We start from the raw sequence: 16,905 nt of genomic DNA, 5'->3' as shown, positions 1-16,905 counted from the left end.
GCTATGGTGATAGTGAGAGGGCGTTAAACTATAAGGATCCAAATTAATTGGCTATCTTAAAGAACAGTGTTAATTTTTATACCCTGATGATTGGAGCGGAAGGCACGAAGACTCCTGTGGGAGTATGGTTCAGGGGAGACCCCGCAGGCGCAAGCGCCGAGGAGGCTCGCCGAAACACCCACGGAAAGCGAAGTGCCTGGAGCGGAAATCAACAGGCAAGTTTAACAGAGCCTATTTTTTTATTGGAGGTAACTATGAAACTATTAGAGGAAAAAATTAAAAAGGACGGAATGGTCCTAAATGAACATGTTCTAAAGGTAGATTCGTTTTTGAATCATCAATTAGACCCTTCTTTAATGAACGAGATTGGTAAAGAGTTTGCAGATAGGTTTAATGGAATCGGAATTACTAAAATCGTGACCATTGAATCGTCTGGAATTGCACCTGCTGTCATGACTGGATTACAAATGATGGTCCCTGTCGTTTTTGCCAGGAAAAAGAAATCTTTAACCCTTACAGATGATTTGCTCACTGCGAATGTTTATTCGTTTACAAAAAATGAAACAAATGAAATTTCGATTTCAAAGAAATATATAAATGCAAATGACAAGGTACTGATCATAGATGATTTCCTTGCTAACGGTCAGGCGGCACTTGGATTAGTGAACATCGTTCAACAAACTGGTGCAGAGGTTTCTGGTATTGGCATTGTGATTGAAAAATCCTTCCAAAACGGGTCCCAAAAGTTGCAAGAACTAGGTTTAAGGGTAGTATCTTTAGCTAAAATTTCCTCACTTACAAATGGAGAGGTTATATTTTTAAATGAAAAGGTGGAGGAATATATCTAATGAAACAACATCCTTTAAAAATAGCATCCTTAGGAATTCAACATGTGCTAGCCATGTATGCTGGAGCAGTGATTGTACCGCTTATCATCGGTGGAGCATTAAAATTTTCCGGAGAACAATTAACCTATTTAGTTTCCATCGACATTTTAATGTGCGGGATAGCCACTATTTTACAAGTTTGGCAGAATCGTTTTTTTGGTGTGGGCTTACCAATTGTTCTAGGGTGTACCTTTACGGCTGTCGGACCCATCATTTCAATTGGCGGCCAATACGGTATTTCTTCCATTTACGGTTCTATTCTTATTTCAGGCCTAATAGTTGTCCTCATTTCACAATTTTTCGGTAAATTAATCAAGTTCTTCCCTCCTGTAGTTACTGGTTCAGTCGTTACAATCATAGGGATTACCTTAATTCCTGTTGCAATGAACAACATGGCTGGCGGCCAAGGGAGCCCTGATTTTGGCAGTATCACAAATATCAGTCTAGCTTTTGGTACTTTGTTATTTATCATTTTACTTTATAGATTTACAAAAGGCTTTATCCGCTCTATTTCAATCCTCCTTGGATTAATTGCAGGAACTATTGCAGCATCCTTAATGGGTAAGGTGAATTTTGCCGCTGTTACAGACGCGTCATGGTTTCATATGGTCAAACCGTTTTATTTTGGAACTCCTTCATTTGAATTAACACCAATTATTACAATGACACTAGTAGCGATTGTGAGTCTAGTAGAGTCAACAGGTGTCTATTTAGCTTTAAGTGATATAACAGGTAAAAAGCTTACAGAGGCGGATTTATCAAGGGGTTATCGTGCAGAAGGAATTGCAAGCATACTTGGGGCCTTGTTTAATGCCTTCCCGTATACCACCTATTCCCAAAACGTTGGACTCGTTCAGTTATCTGGCGTAAAAGGGAAAAATGTTATCTATACTATGGGAGGAATCCTGGTAGTCCTTGGTTTTGTACCAAAAATAGGTGCGTTTACAACGGTGATTCCAACTCCCGTTTTAGGTGGAGCAATGGTGGCTATGTTTGGGATGGTTATCGCCTATGGAATCAAAATGTTAAGCAAAGTGGAATTTGCTTCACAAGAAAACCTACTTATCATTGCATGCTCAGTTGGTATGGGTCTTGGTGTAACTGCTGTACCTGATTTGTTTACCCACCTTCCAGAAAGCATAAAAATCTTAACCAACAATGGAATTGTCGCTGGAAGCTTTACTGCTATCTTTTTAAACATTGTTTTTAACGTAGTTAAACCATCCAAACAACAGCAAGCTACTTCTACCTTAAGAGCATCATAATCTACACAAGAAAAAAATAGGCGGAGCTACTCTATGCTCCGCCTGATTAAATCGATTAAACTCATTACACTATTCTGATTTGAAGAATTCGACACTGTTTTCGTAGACACATCTGTCCCCTTATTTCCTTCACCAGAACCAGTTATGGACTTCGTTACAGAAATTGGAGCAATATATACAGCTCCCCCAAAATTGACAATACCACCAGAAATCGTACCAATACTAATCCCGTCTTGATTAAGTGCCACCCTTTGTCCCCCTTTATTTTTTTACTAGTATATGTACAAGTTAGGATGCTTGTCTAAACATCTTCACTAACACTAATAAAAATAGAAACTCCTATTTCGCTTCGTCTTTTTTATTAGATTGAAGGCACGCTTTTCTTTCTAACCTTAAAATCCATTTATAATATCCAAGTAATATCAGTAGCAGAATGGGGTCAAGTAATGCTGCATGCCACAATTCCCACCAGCCATAATGAAAATAACCCCAAGGTTTGGGAAGTAATGTGATCATTTCATACCCAAGAATGACAATGGTGAAAAAAAGTATGTAAAATGCTTGTTTAATAATTTTTGTTTTGAATGGGTAAAAGTTAAGAAAAATAATATTTGCAGCCGGGACTAATAAAATATGTGGTAGCAATCCGTTCCAATCAATTTCCTTGTCAAAATACCAGTATGCTTTGTATTTGAATTCGATAAAAACATCAAAAGTAGCTTGAAATGCTACAGTAAAAGTCCAAATATGAACAACCTGGTTCATAGATAACTGCTTATTTGTCTTAGAAGCAATGAAATTAAAAATAACAATCGCTATAATGAGTCCAATCATGACATTTTCCTTTTTTTACGATTAAGGTACCCCACTTTATAGAACCGTTATTCTTAAGACTTCCTAATAATTCACAATATTTTTCTCCAAAGGGACGGTCGTTTTGGTCTGCCACGAACCTGACTTTTATAAAGATTGTGTCACAAAAATTTGGAATGTTGTTGAATGGTCACAATTATCCGTTTACTGATATTTGAAAACCCCTGCGTCTTTGCAGGGGTTTTTCCTATTATCACAGGCATTTTTAACTCTTTACATACAGTGACTATTGATTAATCCGATTTCAATAAATAGATTAAATCGATTTAATGAATTTATTTTAAAATAGGATTTATCTATAATTTTAAATGCAAGGACATTTCTACTATTTAAAACCTAAGAACTGAGGAGATTTTGTAAATGAAAAAATGGTTGTCTGTTATGATTACTGTATTGCTGCTATTTTCTTTAGCTGCCTGTGGACAGAAAGAAGAAAAGGCAAATGAAACAAAAAAAGAAACCACTACTAAAGAAGTGTTTAAAATAGGTGCGATACCTGACCAAAACGCTGCTGACCTAGAAAAAGGGATGACAGCTGTTGCAAACTACCTAAGTGAAAAAACGGGGATGAAAGTCGAATTTGTCCCATCTGTTGATTATGCAGCACTTGTTACTGGCTTTCAACGTGGTGAAATTCATATGGCATGGTTTGGTGGATTAACAAGCGTACAAGCTAGAAACCTTGTACCAGATGCAGAATCCATTGTCCAAAGACCCCGTGATGCAGAATTCCATTCTGTTTTTATTACCCAAGCATCAGAAAATATTACTAAGCTTGAAGATCTAAAAGGAAAGTCTTTTACTTTCGGTAGTGAAAGTTCTACATCGGGCCATTTAATGCCACGTTACTACTTATCTGAAGCTGGTATCGATGCTAATAAAGACTTTGATGGCAAACCAAACTTCTCAGGTTCACATGATACAACATACAAGTTAATTGAATCAGGTGCGTTTAAAGCCGGTGCTTTAAACGAAGCAGTTTGGGAGGCAGCAGTTAAAGAAGGAAAAGTGGATACAAACAAAGTAAAAGTATTCTATACAACACCAGCTTATTATGACTATAACTGGACCATTAACAGCAATGTAGAAGAAGTATTCGGTAAAGGTACGAAAAAGAAAGTAAAGGATGCCCTTCTTTCTATTACTGGTGAGCAAAAAGAAATTGCTGACTTATTCCAAACTGACAGCTTCGTAGAAACAAAAAATGATAACTACAAGAAGATTGAAAAGGTCGCAAAAGAATTACAGATTATTAAGTAGTAGGTGTAGTTGAGATGTCTTCAAATATAAAAATAGAAGCAAAAAACATATCGAAACACTATGAGCGGAAGATAGCCCTATCTTCCCTTTCTTTTTCTATAAAGGAGGGAGAATTGGTTGCGTTAATTGGGCCAAGTGGCGCCGGAAAAACTACTCTTTTGAATGCGATTGCCGGGTTGGTTCCTTTGAACAGCGGCGATCTTTTAATTGATACTAAACTTCTAACTTCCTATAAAAAAGGCAAAGCCTTTGCCAAAAAAGTAGGAGTCATTCGCCAGCAATTCGACTTAATTGGACCCCTTGCAGTTATTCATAACGTCCTTGCCGGAAAATTGGCAGACTGGGGTCTTTTCAAGTCCCTTTTGTCATTACTTGTTCCACAGGAAAAAGACCTAGCCGTTAGAGCACTTGAACGAGTTGGTTTAGCAGAAAAAGTATATGACATTACATCCTCTTTATCTGGTGGTGAACAGCAGCGAGTTGCGATGGCAAGACTAATGGTACAAAAGCCAGAATTAATTCTTGCTGACGAACCTGTTGCCTCACTTGACCCTGCACGGGCAGACGATGTGCTTGCCATGTTGACGAAAATTATAATAGAAGAAAAACAAACCTTAATTGCAAGCTTACATTCCGTTGAATATGCGCGAAAATATTTTACGAGGATTATTTCTCTTAAGGACGGAGAAATATTTTTTGATTTACCTACCAATCAAGTAACTGATGAATTGCTTAATGACCTCTATCAGTTAAAGGAGCAAGGGTAAGATGATGAAACAAGGATCCATCTTTCGCGTGCATAACCGCTTCCTTCTCACTTTACTGTTAGTGGCCATTTTCACGTCTAGCCTCTTCTCTATTAAATGGAATGCCGATTTATTTCATTCTGGGGGGATTCCCACCCTGCTGCAAATTTTTGAAGGCATTATTCATCCCGATTTCACTACGGATGTGCTGCTCAAAGGGTTAGAATCATCTTGGATCACCCTTGCTTACGCTGTTGCCGGAATGTCATTGGCAGTTATTTATGCATTTATCGTTGGGGTTCTTGCATCAGGTACTTTAACGTCAAGCCGAGTTTCCCGAATGATTTCAAAAGTAATTTTTAGAGGGATTTTAGGTTTTACAAGGTCGATCCATGAACTGATCTGGGCTTGGCTTTTTGTGGCAGCAGTTGGCCTTTCCCCGTACGCGGCTATCTTTGCCCTTGCCATTCCTTACGGAGGGATTCTTGGCCGTATATTTGCAGATATGTTAAATGATGTGCCACAGAATCCAATTAAAGCCTTAAAATCTTCTGGAGCATCACGACTGCAAATACTAATATATGGCTACCTCCCCTTAGTTTGGGCAGATATGATTAGTTACACCATGTACCGCTTTGAGTGTTCCATTCGCTCTTCAGCTATTATGAGTTTTGTTGGACTTGGTGGATTAGGGTATCAAATTCAATTATCTCTCGCTGACTTGAAATACGATCAAGTATGGACGTATGTGTTTTTTCTCATCGGACTTGTGCTATTCGTTGATGTTTGGAGTAATTTTGTCCGAAAAGGGTTAACTGAGCGGAAAAGAAGAAAGGGTTTAAGCCTTGGTTGGATGTCCACTGTCTTTACTCTTTTGTTAATCGCTGCCTCCTGGTTCTATATTACTCTTGGGGAGAATGCACAACTATTTGAGCTATTGTCAGATAAGAATATAGAATATGCGAAGAAATTTTTCGGTGGATTAGTAGGGCTCCATCAAGAGAATCCAGCCTTCCTCAATGAAGACAGCTGGTCTTCTGCATTAAAACTAACGCTTGAAACACTAGAAATGAGTATTATGGCAATCGGATTTTCGACAGTTGCCGCTTTCATAACTGTGATTCCGGCTGCAAGAAATATCGCAAATGGTAGTCTTACTTCATCAAAGAGTTGGTTTAACTGGTTTTTATATGGTCTTGTCCGCGTCTCCTATATCTTTTCTCGTTCCGTCCCTGAGCTTGTTTGGGCGATGATGATCATTTTCATCTTCAAACCGGGGATTTTACCGGGCGCTATTGCTCTTGCTCTCCACAATTTTGGTATACTTGGGAAGCTTTGGGCAGAGGTTATTGAGGATATGGATCCACGACCGATAAGAAATCTAGCATCGGCAGGTGCATCCAAAATTCAAATTTTCTTTTATGGAATCCTGCCAACGGTGTTACCTCGATTTCTTACCTATATTCTCTATCGCTGGGAAGTAATTATGAGAACAACCATTGTGGTTGGATTTGTTGGTGCAGGCGGCCTTGGTATGGAATTTAAATTGGCAATGAGTTTTTTCCAATATACTCAAATTACTCTGCTTCTCCTTTGTTATATGATTCTTGTGATTATTGCAGACTTCGCATCAGAAAGTACAAGAAAAGCAGTGAAATAGCAAAAAAGGATGCCAAAATAGGCATCCTTTTTAGTTATCTACGAAATCTCAGGTCGAAATTTTCGTAAATTCATTGTTTATTTGCGTAAACTCAAGCTTTATTTGCGATTCTCCGGGTTTTATTTGCGTAAACTCATGTTTTATTTGCGAACCCATCCATTCAAAAACTGAAGCTAGAAATAATGTATTTAGGTTGTATTGTCACTGTACTTTCCATTATTCTATTAATAGTGAAATTTACCATATGACAACAACAGTTGAAATCATCTAAGGAGTGAAATACCTTTGCAAACAAAAAAAGCTTTACCTATTTTATTTGTAGTAATGTTTTTGGTTATGGTTGGGTTTGGTATTATTATCCCAGTCTTACCTTTCTACGCTGAAGAAATTGGTGCGAACCCAACTGAGCTTGGATTGTTGATGGCGGTTTATTCACTCATGCAATTCATTTTTGCACCGATATGGGGACAGGTTTCAGATCGAATCGGGCGTAAACCAGTAATGATGATTGGTATAACCGGACTTGCCTTATCTTTTCTAATCCAAGCCGTTTCCACTGAACTATGGATGTTATTTGCAGCAAGGATTTTAGGCGGTATTCTCTCCTCTGCTAATATGCCAACCGCCATGGCGTATGTTGCAGACATTACAACTGAAGAAAATCGTGGAAAAGGTATGGGGATTGTGGGAGCTGCCACTGGCCTTGGATTTGTTTTCGGTCCAGCAATTGGTGGTATTTTTTCAAAAATCAGCTTAAGTATGCCTTTTTACTTAGCTAGTGGATCATCTTTAATTACCTTGGTATTGGTTTTCCTTTTACTAAAAGAATCTACTCATAAAAAGAGCACCGTTAGACGAGAATCCATTTGGAAAGCTTTTAACTCGAGAGTCTCTGTTCTTTTCTTCGTTCAATTACTAATTTCTTTATCCCTATCCGGATTAGAGGCAACCTTTGCGTATTTTGCAGCAAAAAGAGCGGGCTTGGAGAGCACTCAACTCGGATATATTTTTATGATCATGGGATTTGGCAGTGCCTTGGTGCAAGGGGGATTAGTTGGCAAATGGACTAAGAAATACGGAGAAAGCATGGTCATTCAAGGTGGAATTATTGTTTCAGCCCTTGGCTTTGGATTAATTTTACTAGTACATAATTTTGCAACAGCTGCCATCTATTTAACCATTTTTGGGTTAGGAAATGGTGTGATCCGTCCTAGTGTATCTTCACTAATTACGAAAATGTCTACTACAGGCCATGGGAGTTCAACGGGACTTCTATCTTCCTTTGATTCTCTCGGACGGATAGTGGGACCGCCAATTGGTGGCTGGCTGTTCTCACTCTCTCTAGGTCTCCCATATATTTCAGGTGCCGTTATATCCATGGCAGCCTTTATCTTATTTATTCTGTTTCGACCGCAGGTCTCTGCAGTCAAAACAACAAACATGTAATATCTTATTGGAGGAATATGTTGCTGGGACATGCATAAAATGGTTTATAAGGATTGATGTATAAAGGAGCCTGAAAGAATGAAACGTAAAACCTTTATTAATGTATGTTTCCTTATCGCCATTTTAGGTTTTGCTGCCTATCTGGATTCACCTTATTCCTTTTTAAATAAGGAATATGCCTACTCTGCCGACCAGCCTGTTATGGCTCAGCCGGTTGACGTAGAAGCATCGGAAGACATTCCCGTTTTAGAAGAAAAACTTGAAAAGCGGGAAAAAGTAGATGGTTATATCCTTGAAACGTATGAGGAATATGAGGTTTATAAAGACAAGGATGGAAATGTGGTAAAAAGTGAGCCTACAGGGAAAACGGATACCCTGAAATATTGGGATTACAAAGATAAAAAAGATAATAAAAAAACACGCTGAGTCATTTCAGCGTGTTTTTTTCATTATTGATTAGCAACTTTCTCTAATCCACCTGGTTTATTATGAACGGTAATTCTTTCAAGGAGTTTATTACTTTCTAGTTATTCTAAGTTACCAAACGATCCGAAGAATTCGTAATGAATGTGTTCTTCTGGGATTCCCCACTGTTTTAAGGATTTATTTACTACTCTCATAAATGGTTCAGGGCCACAAAAGTAAAAGTCCGCCTCCTTTGTCGGTATGAATTGTTGAAGTAGTTCAAGACTTATATATCCTTCATTATCAAAATTGTTCATTTCTCTATCTTGATCTGTGGGTTGCTCATAAATAACAAAGGATTTTACATTTTTATGCTCTGCCGCCAGATCATTAACATGGTTTTTAAATGCATGCAGTTTACTATTAATAGCAGCATGTATATAGTAAATTTCCCGATTTGGATTTTCTTTGACCGTCGTATTTAACATACACATCATGGGTGTTAGACCAACCCCACCGCTAATCAACACCAATGGCAAGGTAGATTTTATATCCAAATAAAAGTCCCCAGCAGGTGCAGTAATCGGAATAATGTCTCCCTCCTTTACATGGGAATGCAAATAGGAAGAAACGATTCCTGCTGGAATTGTTTGGTCTTTTGAATCTTCCCTTTTCACACTTATTCTATAATAGTCTAAATCAGGGCTATCTGATAAGCTATATTGACGTAAATGGGTATATTCCTCTCCGATACCATCCATTTTTACCGTTATGTATTGTCCCGGAATAAAAACGGCTATTTCTTTTCCATCTTTAGGTTTTAAGTAAAAAGAAGTAATGACATCACTTTCTTGTACTTTTTTATCTACTACAAAATCACGAAAACCAGCCCAGCCACCCGGCATGGTTTCAGTAGTTTTATACATTCGATCTTCCATTCGAATAAACACGTCCGATATTACCTCATAGGCATCAGCCCAAGCATCAATGATTTCGTTAGTAGCTGCATCTCCTAGAACTTCCTTAATCGCACCTAGTAAATTCTCTCCAACTATTGGATAGTGTTCAGGCTTTATTTGAAGGCTTCGGTGTTTTTCACCAATTCTCTCCAACACAGGCATAATTTTGCTAAAGTCTTCAATATTTGCTGCTGCACCATATACAGCGTCAGCTAATGCTTTAGGCTGGTGACCGGTCATTTGGTGTGTTTGGTTAAATATGTTTAGGAGCTCTGGATGCTGTTTAAACATGCGTTTATAAAAATGTTTAGTTATTGCTTCACCATGTTCCTTAACAATAGGCAAGGTTGTTTTAATAATTTCTAGCTTATGAGGATCAAGAGTTTTCACAGTCTTTAAAACTTCCTGCCAGCCTTGTTTATCTTGTAAATTTGCCTTTGACATATTCTTTTTTCTCCTTTCATTTCCTACAAATAAAGTATCTCCTGATAAAAATGTTCTAGTGGAGGTAAAAATTGTTAGAACTTGAATAGTATTCATTATTAAAGTTACATACTAAAACTGGATGAGGGTTAAGGAGGTTCATAGATGGATTTAAATTTGATTTGGAAAGCAATTTTGATTGTCCTTTTTGGTACTCTACTATTACGTGTGGCAGGAAGAAAAACAATATCTCAAATGACCATTGCAGAAACTGTGATAATGATTGCGCTTGGTTCCCTACTTATTCAACCTGTTTCTGGTGAAAAACTAGGAAACACATTTTTGGTTGGAGCAGTGTTGGTTGCTACCCTTATTGCTTTAGAGTTTTTACAAGTGAAATCTGATTTTTTTGAAAAATTCATCACAGGTAAAGCTAAAGTAGTTATTGAAAATGGTGTTTTAAATGAAACAAATTTAAAAAAACTTAGATTAACGGTTGATCAACTTGAGATGACCTTACGACAGAAAAATGTGACTAACATTAAAGATGTGAAATTTGCGACATTAGAACCAAATGGACAATTAGGTTTAACATTGACGCCTGAAGCTCAACCAATGACAAAAAAAGAATATAATGAATTAATTCAAATTTTATCAATTAATAATTCAGTACTATTGCAACTCAGTAAGCAATTAAATAAGGTTGATGTTAGTCAAGAGAATCTTTTTACAGAAGTAAAAAATGAAAGTCATGCTTCCCTTCCGCCGACTCGTTTACAATAATAATAAAACAAAAACACGCTGGTCATTTCCAACGTGTTTTTGTTTTTAATTATATTAATCTAAATTGTCCACCACCAAATATGGACTTTGAGTAATCAAGACTCGCATCATCAAAATAATACTTATCTCTTTGATTGACCAAAAATTGAATACCTTCTTTTTCTGTAATTTCGTCGGTTTCTAAAGCTGACTCTTCCAGAGTCAGTCGCAGCTGAGGTCCACCTCAGCCAATTCCCATTGATAAACGAATAAGCGGCTTTTTTCCATCATTAAGTAGGTCCTGAACTTCATTTGTTATGGCTGTCATGGCAGTCTGAGTAACTTGTACCATTATCTATACCTCCATATAGCTTTTAATGTTTAAAACCTTTCATTATTTTAACCTTGTTTTTTTCCAGGATAAGTTGTTTATTTTTCCACGTTTTTTATACCCTTATGGGTATAATGATAATTTAAAATAAAGTAAGTGTCAACAGGAAAAAAACAATTTATTTACATTCAGTATTTCTCCTTAATTTAATGGGATTATATAAATACCTATTGAAAAATCAATATTTTCTTGTATAATTCACAGTATAACTATAGGAATTTAATGAATAGGAGGTTGACCTATGCGTTTTCTAAAAAATCTCTTTGTTGAACTTTGTCCTAAATGTAATAAAGTATTAGAAACTCACCATTCCAATCCCATAAAATCAATTATTATAAAATCATGTCCGGATCAACATTATCAAAAGGAATTTCATCCTGCACTTGAAACGTACATTGAAAGTAACAAGTTATTATAAAAAAGATTCAGTTCATGTGTAGTTCATGGAATAGTAAGCAATCACATAACATAACAAATAAAAACAGAGCGACTTCGCTCTGTTTTTATACTATTTGGGTTTAGAAACATCAATTGGGGATAAAATAATCTACAATTAAGTTAGGAGCCTGTCGCTAATGGATATTTATTTCCTGTGGTGGCAGGCTCTTACGGTGAAGGAGAGAATGAGCTTATCATCTGTAAAAGAGGAGGTTTTTTATGCTCATACTACAATTAGCTATTATATTAATTGCTTCAAAAATGGCAGGAAGTTTAAGTGTTCGATTAGGTCAGCCTTCAGTCTTAGGTAAACTGCTGATTGGGATCGTCCTAGGTCCATCAGTTTTAGGATTAATTAACGATACCAATACTCTGAAAGAATTTAGTGAAATTGGCGTCATTCTATTAATGTTTATTGCAGGTTTAGAAACGGATCTCGATGAATTTAGAAGGACTGGAAAGGCATCTACCTTAGTAGGTGTCGGTGGAATTATTGTTCCACTTGTTCTTGGTTATTTCAGTGGATTACTATTAAATCTCTCGACTATCCAATCATTGTTTTTAGGATTATTGCTTTCCGCAACAAGTGTCAGTATATCCGTCCAAGCCTTAAAAGAAATGGGCCAACTAAAATCCCGTGAAGGTACGACAATACTTGGTGCTGCTGTTATCGATGACGTTTTGGTTATTATTGCCTTAGCCTTTTTAATGAGTCTTGCTGGGGGGGACGTAAATTTAGGAGTCGTTATTCTGAAGAAGGTATTATTTTTTATAGGAGCAATACTAATTGGGTGGAAATTGGTTCCTATATTCTTAAAGAGATTTTCAAAATTATTTGTTACAGAAACGGTTATTTCCTCCGCATTAATTATTTGTTTTGTTTATGCTTACTTAGCCGAATACACGGGAGTGGCTGCTATAATTGGTTCTTATATCGCAGGAGTTGCCATTAGTTTAACCAAGTTCAAACACGAAGTTTTCGAAAAAGTAGAAACAATTAGTTACTCAATCTTTGTACCAGTATTTTTTACCTCTATTGGTGTGACTGCAGAATTTAGTGGAATTAGTAAAAATTTAGGTTTAATCCTATTGTTAAGTATTTTGGCTATTCTAACAAAGCTTCTTGGAGCTTCTTTTGCAGCAAAACTAGCAGGCTTCTCTTGGAATAGTTCACTTGGAATTGGTTCCGCCATGGTATCTCGTGGAGAGGTTGCCTTAATAATTGCAGCAATAGGCATAGAAAACAACTTGTTAGATCAAGATTTATTTGCCGTACTAGTAGTGGTCATCCTTGTGACAACCATCGTTACTCCTCCAATGATGAAAAAGTTTTTCAAATCGAAAAAAGTTGAACAAAGTGCATAGAAATTCCTACGCATTAAATTTATGAACTAAGGCTGACCCACTTGTGTGGAGTCAGCCTCATTATTGTTATCCAATTAAAATCTTCTCTTCAGCATATCTAACTTTAGATTCAGGACGGTTGGACATTAGCGCGAATGCCATTGTTAATGGGCCAATTCTTCCAATAAACATGAGAATTGTGATTAAGATTCTTCCGAGTGGCGAGAGATCACCTGTTAGACCTGCAGTTAAACCTACTGTACCAAAGGCTGAGATGGTTTCAAATAAGAGCTTACTCATTGGGGCATGTTCAGTAAAGGTTAGTAAAAAGAAAATGGTGAATATAAAAATAATCGCGGTAACCCCAATAGAAAGCGATTTATTAACCAATCGCCATGAAATACGTCTTCTAAAGATATTAACATCTTCTCTGTTCGTAACTACTGTCCAAAAAGCTAGCATAATTATAGCAAATGTTGTAACTTTAATTCCTCCACCCGTGGATCCTGATGAGGCTCCTATAAACATGAGTGCCATCATGAAAACTAGAGATGATTGAGTCATCTGACCAATATCAATTGTATTGAAACCAGCGGTTCGAGGAACAACCCCTTGGAAATATGACGCCCATAGTTTATCATCCAAACTAAGTTTTCCAATTGTATGAGGATTATTAAATTCAGCTAATAAAATAACTAAGAACCCAACCACATTTAAAATCAAAGTCATAAGTAATGCTACTTTTGAGTGCAAGGACAATTTTCGTAATGATTTTTTTTGCCATAATTCAAGAATCACCGTAAACCCAATACCACCGATGATAAATAACATTGTAATTACTATGTTAACAGTCGGGTCACCTACCCACTTACTTAGACTATCTGATTCAAGTCCAAAACCAGCATTGTTAAAGGCAGAAATAGAATGAAAAATCCCGTAATAAATAGCTTTCCCCAGAGGCATTTCATTAGACCAGCGAATAGCTAAAAAGATAGCACCAAGAATTTCAACAATTAATGTGATAATAATAATCCTCCGCACTAGCTTTACAACTCCGGACAGAGTGAATAGATTTAATGAATCTTGGAGAAGTAATCTCTCTTTCAAGCCGATTTTTTTACCCAGGATAATAAACATTAATATCCCTGTTGTCATAAATCCCCAGCCGCCAACTTGAATGAGAAAGAGAAGGACAATTTGTCCAAATAGTGTAAATGTGGTTCCTGTATCAACAACGGCTAAACCTGTAACACATACTGCAGAGGTTGCTTCAAACAAAGCATCTATGAAGTGTAAGCCACGACCTTCTTCATATGTTGAAACAGGGAGCATTAACAAAAAAGTACCTATCAAAATTAAGACAGCAAATCCTATTGCCAATATTTGTGCAGGGTGTAATTTGATTAAATTTCCCCTTTTTTTAAATAAATTCACCTTTTCGCCCCCATCCAATCAATGCTGATACAGTTTAAATATCCCTTTTTTATAAAGAAACACAATGAGCATGTATATTCTATGGTCTCCTGATTTCCAATTTGTATCAAACTTGGTAATTTCAAAATTTATTACGAATCATATCTTACTATTTCAAGAATAATTTGTAAACATGATTATTTCCTAATAGGAAATTGGGGCAATAAAAAAGGAGGCTGACTCTTATATTCTGAGTCATCCCCCTATTATTTACGCGTAGGATTCTTGGTTTATTTTTAAAATTTGTAGTGACTTAATATGATAGCCATCAACTTCAAGGATTTTAAATTCATAGTTGTTATACTTCAATGTATCACCTTCGACTACATCGATCTTTTCTGAAAGGATCCATCCGCCAATTGTATCCATATCTGTATTTTCAAGATCTAAGCCAAATAAATCATTAATCTCATCTATCAGAACTTTTCCATCTACGATGGTTTTTGTTTCACTAATTTTATTAATATCGGGTACCTCATCCGCATCAAATTCATCTCGGATTTCCCCGACAATTTCTTCTAATATATCCTCAACCGTCACTAACCCTGCTGTACCACCGTATTCATCCATCAATATAGCCATATGCACACGTTCCTTTTGCATTTTAACCAGCAAGTCATGGATAGGAATGGATTCAATCACTTGAATCACCGGACGAACATACTCTTCGATTGATGCTTCAACATTTTTACCTTTGATATATTCTGTAAAAACCTCTTTCATGTTCACCATACCCACAATGTTATCTTTCTCTCCATCAATGACTGGGTATCTTGTATAATTTTCTTTGGTGACAATTTGCAAACATTCATCCAAGGATTGTGAAATATCAAATGCTACAATCTCTGTTCGTGGCACCATAATTTCGTTAGCGTGACGATCATCAAACTCAAAGATGTTATTCACATATTTATATTCAGATTGATTAATTTCACCACTTTTGTAGCTCTCTGAAATGATTAACTGCAGTTCTTCCTCAGAGTGTGCCACTTCATGTTCAGAAGCAGGTTTTAGTCCGAAGATGCCTGTTATTAATCGTGCAGAACCATTTAAAGCCTTTATAAATGGATACATTATTTTATAAAACAGAATCATCGACCTTGCAAAGGTCAACGTAACTGCCTCTGCTTTTTGAATCGCAATGGTTTTTGGTGCAAGTTCACCAACTACAACATGAATAAATGTTACAGAAGCAAACGCAAGAATAAATGATAAAACGCCTGAAATGGACTCTGGTACTTGAAAATGAACAAACAGAGGATGAAGAATATGTTCCACTGTAGGTTCCCCCAACCAACCTAACCCCAACGCTGTTACGGTAATCCCTAATTGACAAGCTGAAAGATATTCATCTAGATTTGTAACAATTGTTTTCGCAGCGATTGCGTTTTTGTTCCCTTCAGCAACTAGCTGGTCAATTCTCGACCCACGTATTTTAACAATAGCAAACTCATAAGATACGAAAAATGCTGTAAACGCAATTAAAATTGCTATTATTATTAAATTACCAATGATCAATGGTCTCCTTACTTAAAATTAAGTAAGGATTACACCTCCTGTTTATATAAGGAATCTATTTATTTATAAAATTTCTAAAGAACAACTTGTTAAAGGAAAACTCCCTTTAACAAATAATTATACCACGATAAACCGTACAGTCAACGTTACGGTTTTGATGTGTAAAGCGAAAAAGATATAAATCTTCTCCCTCATTTGGAAAAGATCTATATCCATTCTAAATATATTAGGCATACTTTCCTTTAAAGGGTAGTAATAATTGGTCCGTTTTTTGTAAGAATGAGTGTATGTTCAATTTGAGCAACAAAGCTCTTATTAGTTACATAAGTCCAACCGTCATCCAATTGAAAGACTTCCTCTTCTTCAGTGGAGATAAATGGTTCAAAGGCGATAACCATACCTTCTTTTAACAGTTCATCATCCCATGGCTCAAAATAATTATACACATGGTCCGGCGCCTCATGGATAGAACGTCCAACCCCATGACCTGTTAGATTTTTAATAACTGTTAATCCATTTTGTTTAGCAGTTTGAATGACCGCTTTACCGATGCCACTTTTCTTCGAACCTGGTTTGGCTTTCTTCAAGCCGGCCTCGAAAGCTTCTTTTGCCACATCACAAATTTTTGTTAATATCTCTTCACCCGCTCCAACAACAACCGAAATACCAGTATCAGCAAAATATCCGTTCTTTGAACCTGACACATCGATGTTGACGAGGTCTCCTTCCTGAATTACACGCTTACCTGGAATCCCATGTGCCACTTCTTCATTAACACTGATACATGTATACCCAGGAAAATCGTATTCCCCTTTTGGAGCTGAAACGGCACCCGCCTTTTCAAATAACTCTCCTGCTAATTCATCTAGTTCTAATGTTGTAATGCCGGGTTTCGCCTTCTGTACCAATGCATCTCTAATAGAAGCAACTATTTTTCCAATTTCCTTTAAGCCATTATAATCCTCTTCGGTTTTTGCAATCATTGTACTTTCCCCAATCATAATAATTTAATAATATGGCTGTGTTTAAGAACATTGTTAATTTTTATACCCTGT

16 protein-coding genes are annotated in these 16,905 nt (G+C 36.7%); 10 read left to right on the top strand and 6 right to left on the bottom strand.

Annotation, left to right across the window (positions count from 1 at the left end; all coding sequences use genetic code 11):
• Positions 1–254 precede the first annotated feature (254 nt).
• The gene (locus tag ABES03_RS22950; protein ID WP_430121065.1) at positions 255–848 is read left to right on the top strand and encodes a xanthine phosphoribosyltransferase; all 594 of its coding nucleotides are present in this window, start codon (positions 255–257) and stop codon (positions 846–848) included.
• A complete protein-coding gene (locus tag ABES03_RS22945; protein ID WP_430121063.1) occupies positions 848–2,152 on the top strand; it encodes a nucleobase:cation symporter-2 family protein in 1,305 nt (434 codons plus the stop codon). The genes ABES03_RS22950 and ABES03_RS22945 overlap by 1 nt, the downstream gene beginning before the upstream one ends.
• 26 nt (positions 2,153–2,178) lie before the next feature.
• Here the strand turns inward: ABES03_RS22945 and ABES03_RS22940 are convergent, their stop codons facing one another.
• Positions 2,179–2,400 (bottom strand): spore germination protein, encoded by a 222-nt coding sequence (locus ABES03_RS22940; protein ID WP_430121061.1) that lies wholly within the window; start codon positions 2,398–2,400, stop codon positions 2,179–2,181.
• Positions 2,401–2,491: 91 nt separating this feature from the next.
• On the bottom strand, positions 2,492–2,986 hold the full coding sequence (locus ABES03_RS22935) for a hypothetical protein (protein WP_430121059.1): 495 nt from the start codon (positions 2,984–2,986) through the stop codon (positions 2,492–2,494).
• A 399-nt stretch (positions 2,987–3,385) separates the two neighbouring features.
• Between ABES03_RS22935 and ABES03_RS22930 the strand changes: the two genes are divergently transcribed.
• The 5 genes from ABES03_RS22930 (at position 3,386) to ABES03_RS22910 (ending at position 8,563) form a co-directional block, all read left to right on the top strand.
• Positions 3,386–4,285 carry a putative selenate ABC transporter substrate-binding protein gene (locus ABES03_RS22930; RefSeq protein WP_430121057.1) on the top strand — a complete coding sequence of 300 codons (900 nt, stop codon included), beginning with the start codon at positions 3,386–3,388 and terminating at the stop codon, positions 4,283–4,285.
• Between the two features lie 14 nt (positions 4,286–4,299).
• The gene (locus tag ABES03_RS22925) at positions 4,300–5,052 is read left to right on the top strand and encodes a phosphonate ABC transporter ATP-binding protein (RefSeq protein ID WP_430121055.1); all 753 of its coding nucleotides are present in this window, start codon (positions 4,300–4,302) and stop codon (positions 5,050–5,052) included.
• Between the two features lies 1 nt (position 5,053).
• Positions 5,054–6,691 (top strand): PhnE/PtxC family ABC transporter permease, encoded by a 1,638-nt coding sequence (locus tag ABES03_RS22920; protein WP_430121053.1) that lies wholly within the window; start codon positions 5,054–5,056, stop codon positions 6,689–6,691.
• A 285-nt stretch (positions 6,692–6,976) separates the two neighbouring features.
• The gene (locus tag ABES03_RS22915) at positions 6,977–8,137 is read left to right on the top strand and encodes an MFS transporter (protein ID WP_430121051.1); all 1,161 of its coding nucleotides are present in this window, start codon (positions 6,977–6,979) and stop codon (positions 8,135–8,137) included.
• Positions 8,138–8,215: 78 nt separating this feature from the next.
• A complete protein-coding gene (locus ABES03_RS22910; RefSeq protein ID WP_430121049.1) occupies positions 8,216–8,563 on the top strand; it encodes a hypothetical protein in 348 nt (115 codons plus the stop codon).
• Positions 8,564–8,664: 101 nt separating this feature from the next.
• Here ABES03_RS22910 and hmpA read toward each other — a convergent pair whose 3' ends face one another.
• Positions 8,665–9,945 carry an NO-inducible flavohemoprotein gene (gene hmpA, locus ABES03_RS22905; RefSeq protein ID WP_430121047.1) on the bottom strand — a complete coding sequence of 427 codons (1,281 nt, stop codon included), beginning with the start codon at positions 9,943–9,945 and terminating at the stop codon, positions 8,665–8,667.
• A 144-nt stretch (positions 9,946–10,089) separates the two neighbouring features.
• On the opposite strand from hmpA, the gene ABES03_RS22900 reads away from it, so the two are divergent.
• The 3 genes from ABES03_RS22900 to ABES03_RS22890 all read left to right on the top strand — a co-directional run bounded on the left by ABES03_RS22900 (position 10,090) and on the right by ABES03_RS22890 (position 12,880).
• Complete coding sequence (locus ABES03_RS22900) at positions 10,090–10,707, top strand: DUF421 domain-containing protein (protein ID WP_430121045.1); 618 nt, start codon at positions 10,090–10,092, stop codon at positions 10,705–10,707.
• Positions 10,708–11,318: 611 nt separating this feature from the next.
• Complete coding sequence (locus ABES03_RS22895) at positions 11,319–11,495, top strand: hypothetical protein (protein WP_430121043.1); 177 nt, start codon at positions 11,319–11,321, stop codon at positions 11,493–11,495.
• A 239-nt stretch (positions 11,496–11,734) separates the two neighbouring features.
• Positions 11,735–12,880, top strand: a complete 1,146-nt coding sequence (locus tag ABES03_RS22890; protein ID WP_430121041.1) for a cation:proton antiporter — start codon at positions 11,735–11,737, stop codon at positions 12,878–12,880.
• A 66-nt stretch (positions 12,881–12,946) separates the two neighbouring features.
• On the opposite strand, the gene ABES03_RS22885 is transcribed toward ABES03_RS22890, so the two are convergent.
• From ABES03_RS22885 to map, 3 genes are all read right to left on the bottom strand, one after another.
• Entirely contained in the window at positions 12,947–14,293 is a 1,347-nt protein-coding gene (locus ABES03_RS22885; RefSeq protein ID WP_430121039.1) for a TrkH family potassium uptake protein, read from the bottom strand.
• Between the two features lie 249 nt (positions 14,294–14,542).
• Positions 14,543–15,850 carry a hemolysin family protein gene (locus ABES03_RS22880; RefSeq protein ID WP_430121037.1) on the bottom strand — a complete coding sequence of 436 codons (1,308 nt, stop codon included), beginning with the start codon at positions 15,848–15,850 and terminating at the stop codon, positions 14,543–14,545.
• A 242-nt stretch (positions 15,851–16,092) separates the two neighbouring features.
• Positions 16,093–16,833 carry a type I methionyl aminopeptidase gene (gene map, locus ABES03_RS22875; protein WP_430121035.1) on the bottom strand — a complete coding sequence of 247 codons (741 nt, stop codon included), beginning with the start codon at positions 16,831–16,833 and terminating at the stop codon, positions 16,093–16,095.
• Positions 16,834–16,905 lie beyond the last annotated feature (72 nt).

The organism is Neobacillus rhizosphaerae (assembly GCF_050477885.1).
GTDB classification, from domain to species: Bacteria; Bacillota; Bacilli; order Bacillales; family Cytobacillaceae; genus Neobacillus; species Neobacillus rhizosphaerae_A.
The sequence above is the reverse complement of the archived record's forward strand: the minus strand, read 5'-3'. Positions and strand labels throughout refer to the sequence as shown.